Raw genomic sequence first — 17923 nt, 5'->3', positions numbered from 1 at the left:
TATACGTATCAATGATTAGGGGGATTTAACTTGAAGCATGAAATTATTGAACGTTTATCGCGTTATGTCAAAATCGATACACAGTCAGACGCAGTCAGTGAGACAACACCATCAACAGACAAACAATGGGAACTCTTACGTCTGCTCGAACAGGAAATCAAGGAACTCGGCCTTGAAGCAGCCATTGATGATAAAGGTTACTTGATGGCGACATTGCCGGCAAATACGGATAAAGAAGTGCCGGTGATCGGGCTTCTGGCACATGTGGATACGGCTACTGATTTTACGGGAACAAACGTCTCTCCTCAAGTGATCGAAAACTATGACGGCAAGGACATCACATTAAAAAGCGGCCTTGTCATCGATACGAAAACATTCCCTGAACTGCCGGACTACAAAGGTCATACGATGATGACAACTGACGGCACAACGCTGCTTGGTGCTGACAATAAGGCGGGCATTACAGCAATCATGGAAGCAGTCATCTATCTTCAGGCACATCCGGAAATTAAGCACGGCATGATCCGCTTTGCGTTCACACCGGACGAAGAAATCGGCCGCGGTCCGCATCACTTTGACGTCAAGCGTTTCGGTGCAGATTTCGCCTACACAATTGACGGCGGACGCCTCGGGGAGCTCCAGTATGAAAGCTTCAACGCCGCAAGCGCCGAAGTACATTTCTACGGTGTCAATGTCCATCCAGGTTCCGCGAAAGACAAAATGATCAACGCGCTGACATTAGGTATACAGTTCAACAGCGCCCTGCCGGTAGATGAAGTGCCTGAAAAAACTGAGAACTACGAAGGCTTCTATCATCTGATGGCGATGGAAGGTTCTGTTGAAGAGGCTGTGCTGCACTATATTATCAGAGACCACGATAAAGCGCAGTTCGCTGCACGGAAAGCACTGATGGAGCAGGCAGCGAAAAATATTGCCGGGCAGTACGGTGAAGATAAAGTGAAACTGACCATTAATGATCAGTATTACAATATGGGAGAAAAAATCATGCCCCATCCTGAACTGACTGAAATACCGCAGGAAGTGATGAAGGAACTGGCAATCGAACCGATCATTGAACCGATTCGCGGCGGCACAGACGGCTCACAGTTATCATATATGGGACTGCCGACGCCGAACATCTTCACGGGCGCCGACAACTTCCATGGACCTTATGAATATGTGTCCATCGACAATCTTGAAAAAGCGGTCCAGACTATTGTCGGTATCGCCTCTAAGTTCGAGGCCCGCTCATAATTGGCATAAAAAAACATAGCTCTCTTACTGAGAGCTATGTTTTTTCGTTTAGCGGTACATATTAATCAGTGTCATAACAGTGTTCTGCAGCTGAATGCCAATTTGTATATCCTGCGTCTGTTCAGTCATCTCAGGATAAATGTTGAAATGATAAATAGTCGCTTTATCGCTTGGCAGCTGCCGCCCCGCCGTCAAATAAAGAAAGATTTTGTCCTGCTTCGAATGCTCCATGATCGCCTGTGAGACGAGCGAGCCTTTTGTCGCATGCTCTGTCCCCCCGCCGAATATGACCATATCCGCTTCTTCGAGCAGTGCTTCAATATCTGTCTCTTTAAAGATCATCTCCTTCGATGTCATCACTTCAGCGGACAGCACGGCGCTGAAGACCGCTCTCAGTCCACCGCCGTCACCTCCGAATGCAGGCTCGGTCAAGTTGATATCGATCTTTTTGAACTGCTCGTTTAAATACCAGATGTTATTATCAATGACCTGCTGTGCTTCAGCATTCAACGTGAAGCTTGCGACATGACTGTTTCTGCCGAACAAATAGTACGACTGGTCACTGACTACAGTAAAGGTGCTCGTGCTCAGCCGGTCGTCCAAAGACGACAGATCGATTTCACGGATCCTTTTAATATCAGCAGCTGACAATGGACCCGTCAGCTGCTGCCCGTTCAGGTCATAGAAACGTGCACCGAGCAGCTCAAGCATGCCGATGCCGCCGTCCATAACGGTCGTATGACCAAGCGCAACTGTAAAAGCATCATAGCCGAGATCAAGTCCGTTTAATATTACCTGCCCGAGACCTGCAGAAGAGGTCTGCTGCAGCTCTGTCACATCATCAAATAATGTCGCACAGTCAATGAACAACCGTTTATCGATTCCTGCTACAGTCGCACGCTTCTGCTGCAGCTGACTGCCGAGCACATTCCAGTGATACCGTTTGCCGCGGTTCCATTGCAGCACGCCGTCAATCATATCTTTTGTCCCGTCAAAGAGCGGCACTTTAATGACTTGACTGCCCGGGGCTGCTTTTTGTATGCCTTCTTCAATATACACATTCGCTTCGTGTGAACTCAGTTTATCTCCGAACCGATCTAGTGCTACTAATATCTTCATAAGTCCCCTCCAAAATAAATAACTAATAGCCTCAGCTATTAGTCACTTGTCTTCCTATCTGTTATTCCTCTGCTGCTGAGAGAGAATGGACTGTTATCTGGCTGTGGCTTGCGTTCCACGCAACCTTCTTGTTGACGAAGTAAAATGCCTGGGGCGATTCGTGCCTGATGCCTGTCTGCTCTGCAATGTAATTGGAAAGCTCACGCGCTTCCTGCACGGTTAAGTAATAACCGTCCATATCCCGTTCATAGAGAAAGTTATTATACTGGTCAAAAGCATTCAAAGAAATGGGGCACGTCGTTGAATGCTTCATCAGAAAGAATTTATCCTGTTCGTCCAGCAGCTTCTCAAATTGCTCTATATTACTAATCTTTAATACCATCGTTTCACCTCATCAAATAGATGGACTATTTGTTTTGATATATCTTTTATTTTATACCCTTAATTAGTTCTCTTTAGTCATGTTATAATAACAAGAAAGGAGGATTTACTATTGAACCGATCACCATTACCTGTTAAACGCTGGGGCGTTCTTGATACTATTAATCTCTGCCTGATGATTTTTGTCTGTCTATTTGTCGTCGACTTCCAACATAATCCGCTGATTTCGTGGCTTGTCATAGCCGCCTTCGGAATATGGGCACTCACTGTGCTCGCGCGGAATATTTATCTGTCAAAATATCATAAGCAATGAGCGGAGAGAAGGGATTATGCCTTCTCTTCAAGTTTTTTCAGCGCTTCATAGTATTTGTCATCGATGGATTTAATCTGCTTTGTATTTTCAAGAATACTTTGAATCGGCATGTGCTGGAGGCTCTTTTCAATACCCATCGCATGTTTACGTTCTTTGTAGTAATTGATCAGACTATAGTCTATTTCCGTCTGCGCTGTGCGCATCTGAATCACATCTGCTGAGCTGATGTTCGTCTTGTTCAGTTTCTCCACATGCGAATGAAGCAGCGGCAGCAATGTCTTAGCAATAAAGTTCTGCTTTTCCTTAGTGCCGGCACTCCCTATTAAATACCCGACTTTAGTCTTAAGCTCAGCGTTGTTGGCATTGATCACATCGGTCAGGGCGTTATAATCTGCCTGTTCTTTCTTGTTCTTCACTGCACGTGCAGCGAACTGCTCGCTCTTTTCCTTGTTTTTCTCAAACACTTTCGTGTAGCCGAGAATTTCTTCATTGGAGACGATTGATTGGTTATAAAGACTGATATATTGGTACATATCGTTGATGAACTGCTTTTTTTTCTTGAAATTATCGACATATATCTCATGAACATCAGCCACTTCTGTCGTTTTGACCTCCACGGCATCCAGCTTCTTCTCGTAGACAGCAAGCTGCGGCATGACTTTGTTGTTGAGCGCCAGCTCTATTGCCTTAAGCTTCTCTTTTTTAGCCTCAGTGACTTCCGAACCAATCAGCTGATCTGCTTTTTCAAGCTTTAACCGGTCAATCGATTTAACGAGCTTCTTTTCTTCTGATTGAACATCGGTCATCTGGGCTTTATAATCATTAATGTCTGACTTAAGTTCATTGCCGCACGCAGCAAGCATCGTTAGACATAAAAGTACAAATAGGCGAATTATTATTTTCATTTATCTTCTCCTTGCTAAACACATTATACATAAAATCATTATCAAGTTAAATACCTATCAAAAAACCGAGGTTCTACTATGCTAAAACAACGCTCTTCTTTAACGTTAAACAATGATGCCGCAGGTTATGCCCTGCGCTACCGTGAGATTGAAAATCTCCTCTTCAATTTACTCGACACACCGGTGACCGCCGTGCATCATATCGGGAGTACAGCACTTCAAGATGCCATGACATCTGCTGTCATTGATGTGCTGGTCATCGTTCCTAATCTGCATGCTATGACAACACTGGATGAGAAGCGTCTGAACAACAGCGGCTTCTACCGGCTCCACCATCCTTATAGAAAGAAATGCGTCTTTACACAGTTCACCGACTTAAAAACGCTCAATGAACAGTGCAGACTTCATGTCATAGAAGCAGACAGCGACAAAGCTGCACGGTATTTAGCAGCTCAGCAGGCGCTGGCTGCTGAGCCGGAGCTCCTCAATGCTTTCAATACTTTTAAATCGGGATTAAATACCTTGTCAAAACAAGATTATGAGGAAAAGAAATCAATATGGTTCGCCTCTCTTATCGCCAATCAGTAAAAATCTTGCTATAATAGATAGGAATTAGAATGAAAGGGCGTAACCCAGTGACTCTAAATAATTTATATGACTCATTAACTCAAGTTATTCCGGCTGCACTGATTAAAGTGGACGAGCCATTAAAAAAATATACGTATACTAAAACCGGCGGTAATGCAGACTTCTATGTTTCACCTGTTCGTTATGAAGATGTCAGTGCTGTCATGAAACTTGCACAGGACTATGACGTTCCTGTCACTTTCCTGGGAAACGGTTCGAATATCATTATCAGAGATGGTGGTATTCGGGGAATCGTGCTCAGTCTGCTGAATTTAAAGGATATCCAGGTCGAATACAATCAGATTATCGCCGGCAGCGGAGCCGCTATTATCGATGTATCAACAACAGCACGTGACCATCATCTGACCGGGCTTGAATTTGCCTGCGGTATTCCCGGCTCTGTCGGCGGTGCTATATTCATGAATGCCGGTGCTTATGGCGGAGAGATCAAGGACTGCATCGACCACGCTAAAGTCATCGATGAGAACGGAGAAATGTTCACGCTTGATAAGGAGGCACTGGCTCTCGATTACCGGACAAGTGCTATCCAGAAACGCCATCTTGTCGTTCTGGAAGCGACCTTCAACCTGGAACGCGGGGATGTCAATCTGATCCAGGCGAAGATGGCTGAGCTGACGCAGCGCCGGGAAGACAAACAGCCGCTTGAATACCCATCATGCGGCAGTGTGTTCAGAAGACCGCCGGGACATTTCGCCGGCCAGCTCATCCAGGAAGCAGGCCTGCAGGGTCATCGCATCGGCGGCGTCGAAGTCTCAAAGAAACATGCGGGCTTTATCGTCAATGTCGACCACGGGACAGCGACCGACTACGAAAACATGATCAGCCATGTCCGTGATACTGTTCTTGCTCATGCAGGTGTTGAACTGCAGCCTGAAGTGCGGATTATCGGTGAATATATATAATGAAAAAAAGCCCACAAGCGGGCTTTTTTTTCATTATATAGCGGTAACCCCGCCATCCACCACAAGTTCTGCGCCAGTCATAAATTGTGACTCATCGCTTGCCAGAAAGACGACTGCAGGTGCGACATCGTCAATTCGACCGATTCTTTTAAGCGGTGTCTTCTCCACGTACCAGTCATGGCGCTGTTCGTTCTCCAGCTGATCTTTAATCATATTTGTCTCAATAAAGCCAGGCAGCACTACATTGACCCGGACATTATACTTCGCGAAATCACCGGCTGCTGATTTAGTCATTGATCGGACTGCCCCTTTAGAGGCACCGTACGGACTCAGGCCGAGGCCGATCATACTTGCAATGGATGACACATTGATGATGCTGCCTGCCTGCTGCTCTTTCATGACAAGAATTACTGTTCTCATACCAAGATAAGTCCCCCATACATTCGTGTCCATCACACGATGGAATTCATCGATGGTCGTGTGATGATAGGACTCCACATTGCCGATGATCCCTGCATTATTGATCAGCACATCAATGCGGCCGAAGTGCTCCTTTACTTCCGTGACAATACGCTGCCAGTCAATTTCTTTGGAAATATCATGAATCATCGTCATATGGTCTTTATCTGACACGTCACGCAGTTCCGTCTCCAGTGTTTCCAGCGCCTGCACATTAACATCGGTCGCAATCACAATAGCCCCTTCTTCTGCACATAACAGCGCTTCTCTTCTGCCTTGTCCCCCTGCCGCTCCAGTAATCAGCACAACTTTTTCAGTTAAACGCATCCAACCATCCTCTCTTTTTCTTTATTGTATCGTGTATTAATGTACAAAAAAAGAGGAATGCCTCCTCTTATTTGCTGACGACGATATCTGCGTCAGGCATTGTATGCTGATTTTTAGCAGTCACATGACTGATAACCCTATATTTTCCTGGTTCGTTGAACGTGTAGTCAAGCGTATAAACACCGTCTTCTCCGTGTTCTACTTTTTCTTTGACAGATGACTTCGCATTGTTATCTTTAATAATCTCAAACATCACTTCATCTGCTTTATCGACGCTCTCTTTGCCGTAGGTGACTTTCGCTTTCAAGCTTATTTTATCACCTGCTGAGGCGCTCTTCGGTACAGTCAGTGCAACTTTAAGCGGCTCCAGTTTATCATTTGTCGCTGTCGAACCGTGTCCTGCATGACCTTGTTCATTGCTGCACGCAGTTAAAAATAATAAGGCGCCTGCTGTTAATAGAAATTTTTTCATAAGTCATCTCCTTTGAACATTATCTTCTTCTATTATGAAAATAACTGAGCTCATATACAATGACCAAATGATGACAATTTCTATTGAACCAGTAAAAAAGCCCTGACTGATAGTCAGGGCGATGAATACGATAGGACTTTACTACGCTTGCGCCACTTTCTCGTCATCGAAGATAAAGTCTTCATCTTTCAATGCTTCAACATTCAAGGCGATGACGTAGCCATCTCCTTTGACGCTGAAGAAGTCATGGTTTTTTGTACTTGTATTCAGCGCGTTCTCAATGATCGGATTGAAGCCGCGTTCTTCGAAGTACGGCTCAAAGCCGAGATTTGCCAGTGCTTTGTTGGCATTGTAAGCGACATAGTTCATCACATCATCAGTCAGCCCGATATTGTCATACAGCTTCTTCGTATAGCGCTCTTCATTTTCAAACAATGCAATCAGCAACTGATACATTTCCCGGTCCGCTTTCGTTTTCTCATCATCAGACAGCTCGTTACGCAGACTCTGTGCATCAAGACCTGTAAAGACCCCGTGAATGCTTTCATCAAGCAGAATTTTACGGATGATTTCACCTGATGTGGTCATGCGGCCCTGTCCTGCCAGATAAAGCGGATAGTAAAAGCCTGAGTAGAACAAGAATGATTCGAGGAACACACTTGCGACGCGTGCCATATACTGGTCATAGATCGATGCTTCCGGCTGCCATAATCTATGATAGCGCGCTAAAATAATATCGGATTTGAGTTTCAGTTCCGGCTGCTCCACGACCCAGACATCGAGCAGTTCATTTGTTTCCTGTGATGACAGCAGCGTCGTAAAAATATGTGAATAGCTTTTGGCATGAATCTGCTCCATCATCGCCATGAACGAGTAAACGGCCTTTTTGCGGAGGTCTTTTGTGTGCAGCATGATGAGCGGCATGCCGTCATCTGCCTGATGTGTGTCGAGACCGGTCAGTCCAGACAGCACTTTCTTGAATGTATCCTGTTCATCAGGCGTTAATTCTTTCCAGCTCGCAATATCTTTTGACACTTTGAATTCTGATTCCACCCACATTTGTGAAATGTTCTGACGCCAGAACATATTAGTCATGTCTTCCTGCGTGTTCCAGTTGACTGCTTTCATAGTAACCCTCTTTTCTTTAACTTATACCGCACAGCTCGTACATTCTTCTACACTTAACAGCTTGTTCCTTGTATAGTAAAGTGATTTCAATCCTTTATGATGCGCATACACATAAAGCCTTGATAATTCTCTCGTTGAAATCTCTGAATTGACGAACAGAATTGTTGAGATCCCTTGATCGACATGTTCCTGAATCGTCGCGATCAAATCAATCAGCTTCATCTGATTTGTCGTGAACGCTGATTTATAGAACCACATCGTTTCAGGCGATAAAAACGGCATCGGATAGAATGTTTCAGCGTTGCCGTATGTTCGTCGCTCAATCTGGTCAACTATCGGCATCACTGAACTTGTCGCATTCTGCACATAGGAAATACTCTGTGTCGGTGCGATGGCAAGGCGGTACGCATGGAACAGTCCATGCTGTTTCACCTGGTCACGCAGTTCAGCCCAGTCCGCTTCAGTCGGCACTTTAATACCATCGAATAATGCACTCACTTTCTCGAACTTCGGTGCATAGCTGTTTGACACATATTTATCAAAGTATGTCCCTGACGCATAGTCAGACTTTTCAAAGTCAGCGTAACATTCGCCGCGTTCTTTAGCGATCTCCATCGAACGTTCAATCGAATAGAAGTTCATCATCATGAAGAATGTATTGGCGAAATCTTTTGCTTCTTCTGATTCATAGGCAATCTTGTTTTTAGCGAGGAAGCCGTGGAGGTTCATCACACCGAGTCCTACAGAATGAAGTTCGCGATTCGCTTTAGCGACACCCGGCGCATTTTTGATATCTGCTTCGTCGCTCACCGTCGTCAGTGCATCCATTCCGATATGAACAGATTCTTTCACTTTTTTGGATTCCATCACATTGACAATATTCAACGACCCTAAGTTACATGAAATATCACGCTTAATGTCGTCTTCTGTACCGTAATCGTTGATGACCGATGTCTCCTGCAGCTGGAAAATCTCTGTGCAGAGGTTACTCATCTTGATCTGACCGATATTGCTGTTCGCATGCACTTTGTTGGCATTGTCTTTGAACATTAAATAAGGATAGCCTGACTGCAGCTGCGTCTGTGCAATAGTATTCAGCATTTCACGCGCGTCTTTTGATTTTTTGATAATATTCGGATTTTCGACGAGCTGGTCATACATTTCATCCAGATTGATGTCATCCAGTGTCTGACCGTATTCCTGCTCGACTGTATGCGGTGCAAACATAAAGAAGTCTTTACCATCACGTGCCAGCTCAAAGAATTTTGATGGCACAATCAGGCCGGTAGAAATCGTAGAAAGACGCAGGTCTTCATCGGCATTCACTTTTTTAGTATCAAGGAATTCAAGGACGTCATAGTGGAAGATATTCAAGTACACGGCACCAGCACCGGGACGCTGACCGAGCTGATCGGCATAACCGAACCCGCCTTCCAGTGCTTTAGCGACCGGCAGCACACCTTTTGCGACACCTTTAATGCCTTTAATCGCTTCCCCGCGGGCACGCAGCTTCGATAAGTTGATCGCGACGCCGCCACCAATCTTAGACAGCTGCTTCGCTGTGGAATCGATGTAGTTGATGGAGTTCAGACTGTCGTCAACTTCCAGCAGGAAACAAGAGACAAGTTCACCGCGGCGGGCACGGCCGGCATTCAGAAACGTCGGTGTCGCCGGCTGATAACGCTGCTCAACCATCGCATTGACCAGTTCCATCGCCTGTGCTTTATCACCTTTCGCTAAATACAGGCTGACGATGATCACATGCTGCTTGTAATCCTCCAAGTACTGCTTTTTATCATTAGTCTTCATCGCATAATCTTTGAAGAACTTACTTGCTGACATATAACTTGCAAAAGTAAAAGGCAGCGTTTCAGTGTAGTTGATAATATCCAGCAAGTCTTCTTCAGTGTACTGTTCGAACAAATTGTAGTAGAAGTTGTTATCTACAAGATAATGCAGGCGTTCCAGCGGAGAATCAAAATGAATCGTCTTATCGTTCACTTCTTCGAGGTAGACAAGCAGAGCCTCCTGATCTTTAGCAAGATCAAAGAATCCATCTTCACGGCGTTTTGTCACCTGGTTGTTCAGTTCAATATGATTGTACTTTTTTTCGTCTAGAATCTTCATCTAAATCCGCCACCTTTTTCTTGAATAGTATAGAATCCCCTTCATTGCCATGCAGCTCGAACTTCATGAGCAGCGGTACGTTGTACTGCGCTGCTATCGTATCACCGGCCCGGGCAAAGTTTTGGCCGAAATTTTTGTTGCCGCTTGCAGCAACGCCCCTCAAATACGAATGATGCTTCATTAAAAAATCAGCAACCGGCTGCGGTACTTCTCCGAAACCAAATGTTCCTGTCACTAAAATATAAGGTTCACAGACATCGCCGACGTCAGTCAGAGGGACTGCATCGACGCCTGCTCTATTGAGAAACCTTGTAATATTTCCTGTTAATGAGTAATAAATAATCTTCATAGTCATCACTCCGATATGTATCACACACTTTTGCGGCTAATACAATGAATAACACTATATATAGTGTTAGCTATCAAATACAACCACAATATATACGAAGTATTATAGCACGTTTGTTCCCCGTTTCAATCTATCATAACCTAAATTTTATAAATTATTAGGCTTGACTTTCTATAATTTTCGTCAATCCATTGCCCCATGTGACTTTGCAAATTTCATTAAATTTTTGTGACTTCAGAAAATATATTTACTCTGAGAGTTTCTCGTTTCAATCTAATATTTCTAGTTTAGCCGAAAGTTTTTGTGATAGAATAAGAGGTAAATTTTCTGAAACTGTAAGTATAAGGAGAAAACTATGAATAATCAACAGAAGGGCATCATGTGGCTGCTGATCGCCTCGCTCGGTTTCAGTCTGATGGGAGCATTTGTCAAACTGTCCGGTGAGCTGCCGGTCATGCAGAAGTCGCTATTCCGCAACTTAGTCGGCATGATTATTCCGCTGTATTTTGTCATCAAGCATCATGAACGTCTGTTTGGCAGCCTGAACAATCAGCCGCTGCTTATGGCGAGAAGTATATTCGGGCTTGTCGGCGTGCTCCTGAACTACTATACGATTGACCGCATGTTACTTAGTGATGCGGATATGCTGAATAAACTGAGTCCTTTCTTTACCATTATATTATGCGCTGTATTTCTGAAGGAACGCATTCAGAAGTATCAGGCGGCGGCTATCATTGTCGCGTTTGCCGGGACACTGTTCATCATTAAACCGACTTTTTCCAGCGATATTTCAGTTTCTTTCATCGGAATACTCGGGGCGCTGTTTGCCGGCCTTGCTTATACGACGCTTAGAGTGCTCGGTCCTAAAGAGAAATTTTATACGACAGTCTTTTATTTTTCATTTTTTTCAACTATCGTACTAGTGCCGTTTGTCATCACTCATTATGAACCGATGACGATGACACAGCTTGTTTATTTGCTGCTGTCAGGTATCTTTGCGACTATGGGGCAGTTCGGCATTACAATCGCCTATCAGTTTGCACCGGCGAAAGATATTTCCATCTTTTTCTATGCAACCGTATTGTTCAGTGCTCTTATTGGATTTCTTATGTTCCACCAGCATCCGGATATCTTCAGCTATATCGGTTATATCATTATTTTCAGTGCGAGTTACTACATGTTTCAGAAAACAAAAACTAAAGGAGACTTATCATGACAGGAAGAACAAACGACGAACTAAAAGATATTACATTGCTCGGCAATCAGAATAACGTCTATGAATACAGTTACGATCCGGATGTCCTAGAATCATTTGATAATAAACATCAAGGACGTGACTACTTTGTTAAATTCAACTGCCCGGAATTCACCAGTCTCTGCCCGATTACCGGCCAGCCTGACTTTGCGACGATTTACATCAGCTACATCCCAAACGTTAAGATGGTCGAATCTAAATCATTGAAGCTTTATTTATTCAGCTTCAGAAACCACGGTGACTTCCATGAGGACTGCATGAATATCATCATGAATGATCTGATTAAGTTAATGGACCCCCACTATATCGAAGTATGGGGTAAATTCACACCGCGCGGCGGAATTTCCATCGACCCTTATACGAACTACGGCAGGCCTGACACGAAATACGAGGAGATGGCTTCCTACCGACTGATGAATCACGACCTCTATCCGGAAACGATTACAAACCGGTAATATTACTCTTAAACGAAGTTGTCTAAAAAATCTAAAAAGAGTAGAATAGTTACGTTGTTACTTATTTAATTGAAAAGAGGTATTATCATGTCAGCTCGTCACACGCGTGAGGAAGTCGTCAACAGTATGCCGAGAACCGGCTTCTTCGGACATCCAAGAGGACTTATCACTTTAATGCTTACAGAATTCTGGGAGCGCTTCAGCTATTACGGCATGAAAGCCATTCTCGTCTTCTATCTTTATTACAGCGTCGCTAAAGGCGGTTTCGGAATTGAGGAAGGTTTTGCGCTTCAAATCGTTTCAATTTACGGTGCATTAATTTATATGAGCGGTATTATCGGCGGCTGGATTGCTGACCGGTTACTTGGTACAAGACATTCAATCACTATCGGTGCCGTGCTGATTATGATCGGTCATATTCTGCTGTCACTGCCGAATAACTTTACACTGATGCTCGTCGCCCTGTTATTCATTATATTGGGGACCGGGTTGCTGAAACCTAATATTTCATCAACAGTCGGAGAGCTCTATCATAAGAATGACAGTCGTGTTGATGCAGCCTTCACTTTATTCGTTATGTCTATTAACCTCGGTGCTTTTCTGGCGCCGCTTGTCGTCGGTTCATTGCAGATGAACATCGGTTTCCATGCCGGCTTTGCGGCAGCAGCAATTGGTATGTTCTTCAGCCTTATTGCTTTTGTCATCATGTCAAAGCGCTCACTTGGTCTTGCCGGACTAGATGTACCGAATCCGATTACACCGGAAGAACGCAAGAAGACCATCACATACCTGCTTGTTATCGTTCTGGTCTTTGCGCTTTACTTCGTCTACCTGGCATGGCGCGGACAGCTTGATCTGCCGCACTTCGCCAATATGATTACATTTCTCGGCGTCGTCCTGCCGGTCATCTACTTCACTCTGATGATCATATCACCTAAAACATCAAGCGTCGAAAAATCGCGTGTCACAGCTTACATCCCGCTGTTTTTAGCTGCTGTTGTGTTCTGGATGATTCAGGAGCAGGGTTCAACCGTTCTTGCTAATTTTTCTGATAAGAAGACACAGCTTGATTTGAACGTCCTGACAAATGGCGCTATCGATTTTCGTATTCCGGCTGCATGGTTCCAGTCACTCAATCCATTGTTTATCGTCACACTAGCACCTTTATTCTCGATTCTCTGGACTAAACTCGGTAAACGCAATCCATCAACAGTCGTTAAGTTTGCGATTGCACTCATTCTTGCCGGTTTAAGCTTTATGATTATGATTATGCCGCTTCAAAGTGGTGTTCAGCTGATTAATCCATTATGGCTTGTTCTCAGCTTCCTGCTCGTCACACTTGCGGAGCTCTGCTTATCACCGACGGGTCTGTCAACAACGACTAAACTTGCGCCTGAAGCATTTACAGCACAGATGATGAGTATCTGGTTCCTGTCCAATACGATGGCGCAAGGATTAAATGCACAGCTGGTGAATGTCTATACATCTGTTAGTCCTGTCCGTTACTTCGGAATATTCGGAGGCATCGCTATCGGACTAGGAATAATATTATTCTTCGTATCACCATTCATCAAAAAATTGATGCATGGCATTCATTAACCACTACAAGGAGCAGAATATTATATATTCTGTTCTTTTAATTTTCATAACATTCTAACTTTTAAAGGAGAGATTTATTTTGGCTTATACAAGAAAAGAGATGGTGGACAGCGTACCGCATGCCGGTTTCTTCGGCCATCCGAAAGGGCTTGGCATACTGTTCTTCGTTGAGTTCTGGGAACGCTTCAGTTATTACGGGATGCGTGCTATCCTCGTTTACTATATGTATGATAAAGTGATCAACGGCGGCCTTGGGATGGACCAGACGACCGCTGCCAGTGTCGCATCGATGTACGGCGCACTGATCTTTATGACTGGTATTATCGGCGGCTGGCTGGCTGACCGTGTCATCGGCTCAAGAAAGTCACTGCTCATCGGCGCACTGCTCATTATGGGCGGCCATATCGCGATGAGTCTGCCGTTCGGTGTACCAGCATTTTTAGCGTCCATGCTGCTGATCATCGTCGGGTCCGGACTGATGAAACCGAATATTTCGAATGTCGTCGGCGGTCTCTATGACAAGAATGACAGCAGAATGGATGCAGGCTTCGTCATCTTCTATATGTCTGTCAATATGGGTGCGTTGTTGTCACCATTCATCGTCGGCGCACTGCAGAAGAACTATAATTATCATCTCGGCTTTCTTGCAGCGGCTATCGGTATGGCACTTGCGCTCATCATCTATCTGATATTCAACAGACGTTCCCTCGGTTTAGTCGGTCTGGAACCGACGCATCCACTGTCCGCTGCTGAGAAAAGCAGATATTCAAAAATGATTATCGGTGCTGTGATAGCTGTTGCAGTCGTACTGATCGCCGCTCAATTGACAGGCGTGCTGTCATTCCGCACCTTCTCAGTCGTTGTGACTGTGCTTGGAGTCATCCTTCCTGTGCTGTACTTCACAACTATGTTCCGTAGTCAAGATGTCACTGCTACTGAACGCTCAAGACTGCTCGCTTACATTCCGCTGTTTATCGCGGGTGTCATGTTCTGGTCTATTCAGGAACAAGGCGCAAACGTGCTGAGCATATTTGCCAACGAACGCACACAGCTTGACATGAACAAAGTGTTCGGATTCAACTATATTGTTCCGGCTGCCTGGTTCCAGTCCATCAACCCGTTCTTCATCGTGCTGCTTGCCCCTGTCATTTCAGCACTCTGGGCAAAACTTGGTAAATATAATCCATCAACACCACTGAAGTTTGCAATCGGTCTGTTGTTTGCCGGTGCTTCGTTCCTGATTATGGTGATTCCGACGATGAGCGGCGGCCATTCACTGTATCATCCAATGTGGCTTGTCACATCATTTTTGCTGTGTGTCATCGGTGAACTCTGCTTGTCTCCTACCGGTTCTTCGGTTTCCGTCAAACTGGCACCTGAGGCCTTCAGTTCACAGATGCTTAGTCTCTGGTTCTTGACGAATGCCACTGCTCAGGCTATCAATGCCCAGCTGGTCAATCTTGTGGCACCGCTCGGTTACGCTAATTACTTCGCGTTCATCGGTGGTCTCGCCATCATCTTATTTGTGCTGATGATGTTATTGAACCGCTGGATTTCGCGCCATATGGAAGGGATCCATTAATTTTTCAGCACGTGCTCCGGCGCGTGTTTTTTATTTGGAAAAAGGGTACAGTATAATAAAAACGAGGTGTCACTATGGCAAGCTTTACAAACGGAATTTTATTCTATCATGACAGTGCAGGACAAGGAGAAGTGACCGAGACTATCGGAGAAGTCACGAAAAATCTTGTAAAGATGTGTCAGTCGCTCACTATATATAAAAGCGAGGAGAAAGGCGATATTATCGATTACTGCCATAAGATCAAAGAAGAACAGCTGCCGTTTGATGTGATTTACTTACTGGGTGGTGACGGCACGGTGCACGAACTGATCAACGGGGTGATTGCAGCAGAGCTTAACCTGCCGATCGGCATTCTGCCGGGCGGTACGTTTAATGACTTCACGAAAACTTTGAATCTGCCGCCTGAGCCCGTTGCCGCCTCACAGGCATTGCTTGAAGCTTCAGTCAAACATATCGATGTGATGAAAGTGAATGACAGATACGTTCTTAATTTTGTCGGTCTCGGCCTTATTGTCGAAAACTCTGAAGGCGTTGCAGAAGATGCCAAGAGCAGAATCGGTAAATTCAGCTACTTGATGTCGACACTGAAAAATGTCACCAATCCGACTTTCTTCGACTATAAAGTGACGGTTGACGGTAAACTCATTACAGGCAGCAGTTCCATGATTATTACAGCCAACGGCCAGTTTGTAGGCGGCAACCGTATACCGCTGACGGAGCTTGCGGCGGATGACGGTATTCTTAATGTGTTCATCTTCAAAGAGTCCGGTATCAAGCTGTTCACAGAGCTGCTGTCCGAAAAAAGTACGGACAACTGGAATGAGCTCAGTAACAACATCGAACATTATTCCGGCTGCCAGATTACGATAGAGACCGCAGAGACGATGGCTGTCGATGTCGATGGTGAAATTGATATTGAGACACCGCTGCAGATTGACATGCTCACTAAGCGCCTGCGGATGTTTACAGGGAACAAAACTTTTTAACAGTAAACATGCTGCATATAAAATACCGGCCGCAGCGCTGCGGCCGGTATTTTATTTGTCATTAAGAAAATAAGCTTCTACTTCCTGCCAGCTGTGCACACGGTCAAAGCCCTCTTCATGGATGTTGTGAGCGGCATTGTACATAATGCCTTTACCTTTGAATGCCCGGAGCTGCTTAGGATTGTCATCAATTAAGTAATCTGTGCCGACAATGCCTTTATTCCCGCAGAAAATAAAGTGCTGCGGATCAAGAAACGGAAAATGTTCCAGCAGCCATTCATACTTGGCATCGAAAGACGTCGGAACATCCATCGCTGCTGTCGCGATATAAACGTCATAATGCTCTGTCAGACGTTTGACGACGCGGACAGCATCCGGGAACACTTCCAGATCTCTGAAAAATTCACGGTCAAGCAGTAGCTGGGACAGCGTGTCTACATGCTGCGGGTGCATATCTCTCAGCTTAATACCCTGCAGCTGCTCAAGCGTCACTGTTTCACCTGACTCCTCATTGAATTTGAAGATGACTTTCTTCAATGTATCTGCCAGCACTTCATCCATATCTATCGCAATTGTTTCTCTCGTCATAGTGTTCATCCCTTCATTTTTTTATGCAAAGTAATCTTCCAGCGCTTTAATGACAACCGTATTCTGCGCTGCCGTGCCGATTGTAATCCTCACTCCAGCCGGCGTCGGCCGTGCAATAATACTTGCATCAAGTAAATAGTCGTTCAGCTGCTTGATGTCTTCTGTCTCCACAAGTACAAAGTTGGTCTGAGACGGCAGCAGATATTTGCTGACCTCAGAAGCAAAATAACGCTGTCTTTCCACTGCATTCCGCTGCTGAACTGTTGTCAAGTACGACTGATCCTGCAGTGCAGCGTCCGCCGCTGCAAGTGACAGCGACGTCACATTGAACGGCAGTTTGACATGATGCCATAGATACGTCCAGTCATCAGAAGAAACGGCGTAGCCGACACGTAATGCGGCAAGTCCGTAAGCTTTCGAGAATGTTCTTAAGATGATCAGATTTGGATAAGCTGCACGCAGTGCGAAGCTGTCCGGGTAATCAGTTGCCGTCACATATTCTGCGTAAGCTTCGTCCAGCACGACTGGAATATCCCCTGCTTGATCAAGAAATGCAGTCAGTTCTTCTTCTGAGAAATAGTTGCCGGTCGGATTATTCGGATTGCACAGCCAGATCAGCGCGGTGTCAGCAGAAATTTTAGCGCTGAGCGCCGTCAAATTAAATTTGCCATCTGTCAGTGGCGCGGTCACAATCGTACAGTCTTCAATGACTGCATGATGCTGATACTGGACAAACGTCTGGTCACTTGTCAGTATGACGTCACCTGGTCTTAAAATAGCACGGGACAGCATCATAATCACTTCATCGAGTCCTGCACCGAGCAGTATCGACGCTTCAGCAACATCATAATGGGCAGCGATCGTCTGTTTAAGCGCTCTGCCGCTGCTATCCGGATATTCATGCAGATTTTTCAGCGCTTGCTGCAGTGCTCGCTGCACTGCAGGTGACGGTCCGTAAACATTCTCATTGGATGAGAGTTTCATCATCTCGCCGTTAATACCAAGTTCTGTCTGAAGTTCCTCAGCTGTTTTGCCAGGCTGGTAGACATTCAGTTGCTTAATCTGTGGTTTCAT

General features: G+C 45.1%; 19 protein-coding genes. 9 read left to right on the top strand and 10 right to left on the bottom strand.

All coding sequences use genetic code 11. The features are described from left to right. The first annotated feature begins 30 nt into the window (after positions 1 to 30). A complete protein-coding gene (pepT, locus tag KFV11_RS02885; protein ID WP_149457996.1) occupies positions 31 to 1254 on the top strand; it encodes a peptidase T in 1224 nt (407 codons plus the stop codon). A 48-nt stretch (positions 1255 to 1302) separates the two neighbouring features. On the opposite strand, the gene KFV11_RS02880 is transcribed toward pepT, so the two are convergent. Together KFV11_RS02880 and ytxJ are read right to left on the bottom strand one after the other, a co-directional pair. After that, positions 1303 to 2373 (bottom strand): glycerate kinase, encoded by a 1071-nt coding sequence (locus tag KFV11_RS02880; RefSeq protein WP_149457995.1) that lies wholly within the window; start codon positions 2371 to 2373, stop codon positions 1303 to 1305. 61 nt (positions 2374 to 2434) lie between these two features. Further along, positions 2435 to 2755: a bacillithiol system redox-active protein YtxJ gene (gene ytxJ, locus KFV11_RS02875; RefSeq protein ID WP_254250317.1), complete on the bottom strand. Its 321-nt coding sequence runs from the start codon at positions 2753 to 2755 to the stop codon at positions 2435 to 2437. Between the two features lie 111 nt (positions 2756 to 2866). On the opposite strand from ytxJ, the gene KFV11_RS02870 reads away from it, so the two are divergent. After that, positions 2867 to 3067 carry a hypothetical protein gene (locus KFV11_RS02870; RefSeq protein WP_149457993.1) on the top strand — a complete coding sequence of 67 codons (201 nt, stop codon included), beginning with the start codon at positions 2867 to 2869 and terminating at the stop codon, positions 3065 to 3067. A 14-nt stretch (positions 3068 to 3081) separates the two neighbouring features. Here KFV11_RS02870 and KFV11_RS02865 read toward each other — a convergent pair whose 3' ends face one another. After that, positions 3082 to 3972, bottom strand: a complete 891-nt coding sequence (locus KFV11_RS02865) for an EMYY motif lipoprotein (protein WP_149457992.1) — start codon at positions 3970 to 3972, stop codon at positions 3082 to 3084. Between the two features lie 78 nt (positions 3973 to 4050). Here KFV11_RS02865 and KFV11_RS02860 point away from each other — a divergent pair, with 78 nt between their 5' ends. Both KFV11_RS02860 and murB read left to right on the top strand, forming a co-directional pair. Beyond that, complete coding sequence (locus KFV11_RS02860) at positions 4051 to 4560, top strand: GrpB family protein (protein ID WP_254250316.1); 510 nt, start codon at positions 4051 to 4053, stop codon at positions 4558 to 4560. A 29-nt stretch (positions 4561 to 4589) separates the two neighbouring features. Beyond that, complete coding sequence (gene murB / locus KFV11_RS02855) at positions 4590 to 5522, top strand: UDP-N-acetylmuramate dehydrogenase (RefSeq protein WP_149457990.1); 933 nt, start codon at positions 4590 to 4592, stop codon at positions 5520 to 5522. A gap of 33 nt (positions 5523 to 5555) precedes the next feature. Here murB and KFV11_RS02850 read toward each other — a convergent pair whose 3' ends face one another. The 5 genes from KFV11_RS02850 to nrdI all read right to left on the bottom strand — a co-directional run bounded on the left by KFV11_RS02850 (position 5556) and on the right by nrdI (position 10384). Then, positions 5556 to 6308, bottom strand: a complete 753-nt coding sequence (locus tag KFV11_RS02850; protein WP_254250315.1) for an SDR family NAD(P)-dependent oxidoreductase — start codon at positions 6306 to 6308, stop codon at positions 5556 to 5558. Positions 6309 to 6375: 67 nt separating this feature from the next. Beyond that, positions 6376 to 6780, bottom strand: a complete 405-nt coding sequence (locus tag KFV11_RS02845; RefSeq protein WP_254250314.1) for a FixH family protein — start codon at positions 6778 to 6780, stop codon at positions 6376 to 6378. 141 nt (positions 6781 to 6921) lie between these two features. Next, on the bottom strand, positions 6922 to 7908 hold the full coding sequence (gene nrdF, locus KFV11_RS02840) for a class 1b ribonucleoside-diphosphate reductase subunit beta (RefSeq protein WP_149457987.1): 987 nt from the start codon (positions 7906 to 7908) through the stop codon (positions 6922 to 6924). A gap of 21 nt (positions 7909 to 7929) precedes the next feature. Continuing rightward, positions 7930 to 10035, bottom strand: a complete 2106-nt coding sequence (gene nrdE / locus KFV11_RS02835) for a class 1b ribonucleoside-diphosphate reductase subunit alpha (protein WP_149457986.1) — start codon at positions 10033 to 10035, stop codon at positions 7930 to 7932. Beyond that, a complete protein-coding gene (gene nrdI, locus KFV11_RS02830) occupies positions 9998 to 10384 on the bottom strand; it encodes a class Ib ribonucleoside-diphosphate reductase assembly flavoprotein NrdI (protein WP_254250313.1) in 387 nt (128 codons plus the stop codon). Before nrdI ends, nrdE begins: the two co-directional genes overlap by 38 nt. Positions 10385 to 10739: 355 nt before the next feature. Here nrdI and KFV11_RS02825 point away from each other — a divergent pair, with 355 nt between their 5' ends. The 5 genes from KFV11_RS02825 to KFV11_RS02805 all read left to right on the top strand — a co-directional run bounded on the left by KFV11_RS02825 (position 10740) and on the right by KFV11_RS02805 (position 16261). Beyond that, positions 10740 to 11600 (top strand): DMT family transporter, encoded by an 861-nt coding sequence (locus KFV11_RS02825; protein ID WP_149457984.1) that lies wholly within the window; start codon positions 10740 to 10742, stop codon positions 11598 to 11600. Further along, complete coding sequence (gene queF, locus KFV11_RS02820) at positions 11597 to 12094, top strand: preQ(1) synthase (RefSeq protein ID WP_254250312.1); 498 nt, start codon at positions 11597 to 11599, stop codon at positions 12092 to 12094. The genes KFV11_RS02825 and queF overlap by 4 nt, the downstream gene beginning before the upstream one ends. Positions 12095 to 12181: 87 nt before the next feature. Beyond that, positions 12182 to 13693: a peptide MFS transporter gene (locus KFV11_RS02815; protein WP_254250311.1), complete on the top strand. Its 1512-nt coding sequence runs from the start codon at positions 12182 to 12184 to the stop codon at positions 13691 to 13693. A gap of 100 nt (positions 13694 to 13793) precedes the next feature. Beyond that, entirely contained in the window at positions 13794 to 15275 is a 1482-nt protein-coding gene (locus KFV11_RS02810) for a peptide MFS transporter (protein ID WP_149458334.1), read from the top strand. Between the two features lie 74 nt (positions 15276 to 15349). Beyond that, positions 15350 to 16261, top strand: a complete 912-nt coding sequence (locus KFV11_RS02805) for a diacylglycerol/lipid kinase family protein (RefSeq protein WP_149457981.1) — start codon at positions 15350 to 15352, stop codon at positions 16259 to 16261. A gap of 51 nt (positions 16262 to 16312) precedes the next feature. Here KFV11_RS02805 and KFV11_RS02800 read toward each other — a convergent pair whose 3' ends face one another. Beyond that, a complete protein-coding gene (locus KFV11_RS02800) occupies positions 16313 to 16849 on the bottom strand; it encodes a 5' nucleotidase, NT5C type (RefSeq protein ID WP_149457980.1) in 537 nt (178 codons plus the stop codon). A 21-nt stretch (positions 16850 to 16870) separates the two neighbouring features. After that, positions 16871 to 17923, bottom strand: coding sequence for a histidinol-phosphate transaminase (hisC, locus tag KFV11_RS02795; protein WP_149457979.1), 1053 nt, complete (start codon positions 17921 to 17923; stop codon positions 16871 to 16873).

This window comes from Macrococcus equipercicus, assembly GCF_024205945.1.
Taxonomy (GTDB): domain Bacteria; phylum Bacillota; class Bacilli; order Staphylococcales; family Staphylococcaceae; genus Macrococcus; species Macrococcus equipercicus.
Note: the sequence above shows the minus strand (reverse complement) of the source record. Positions and strands in the feature narration are given on the sequence as shown.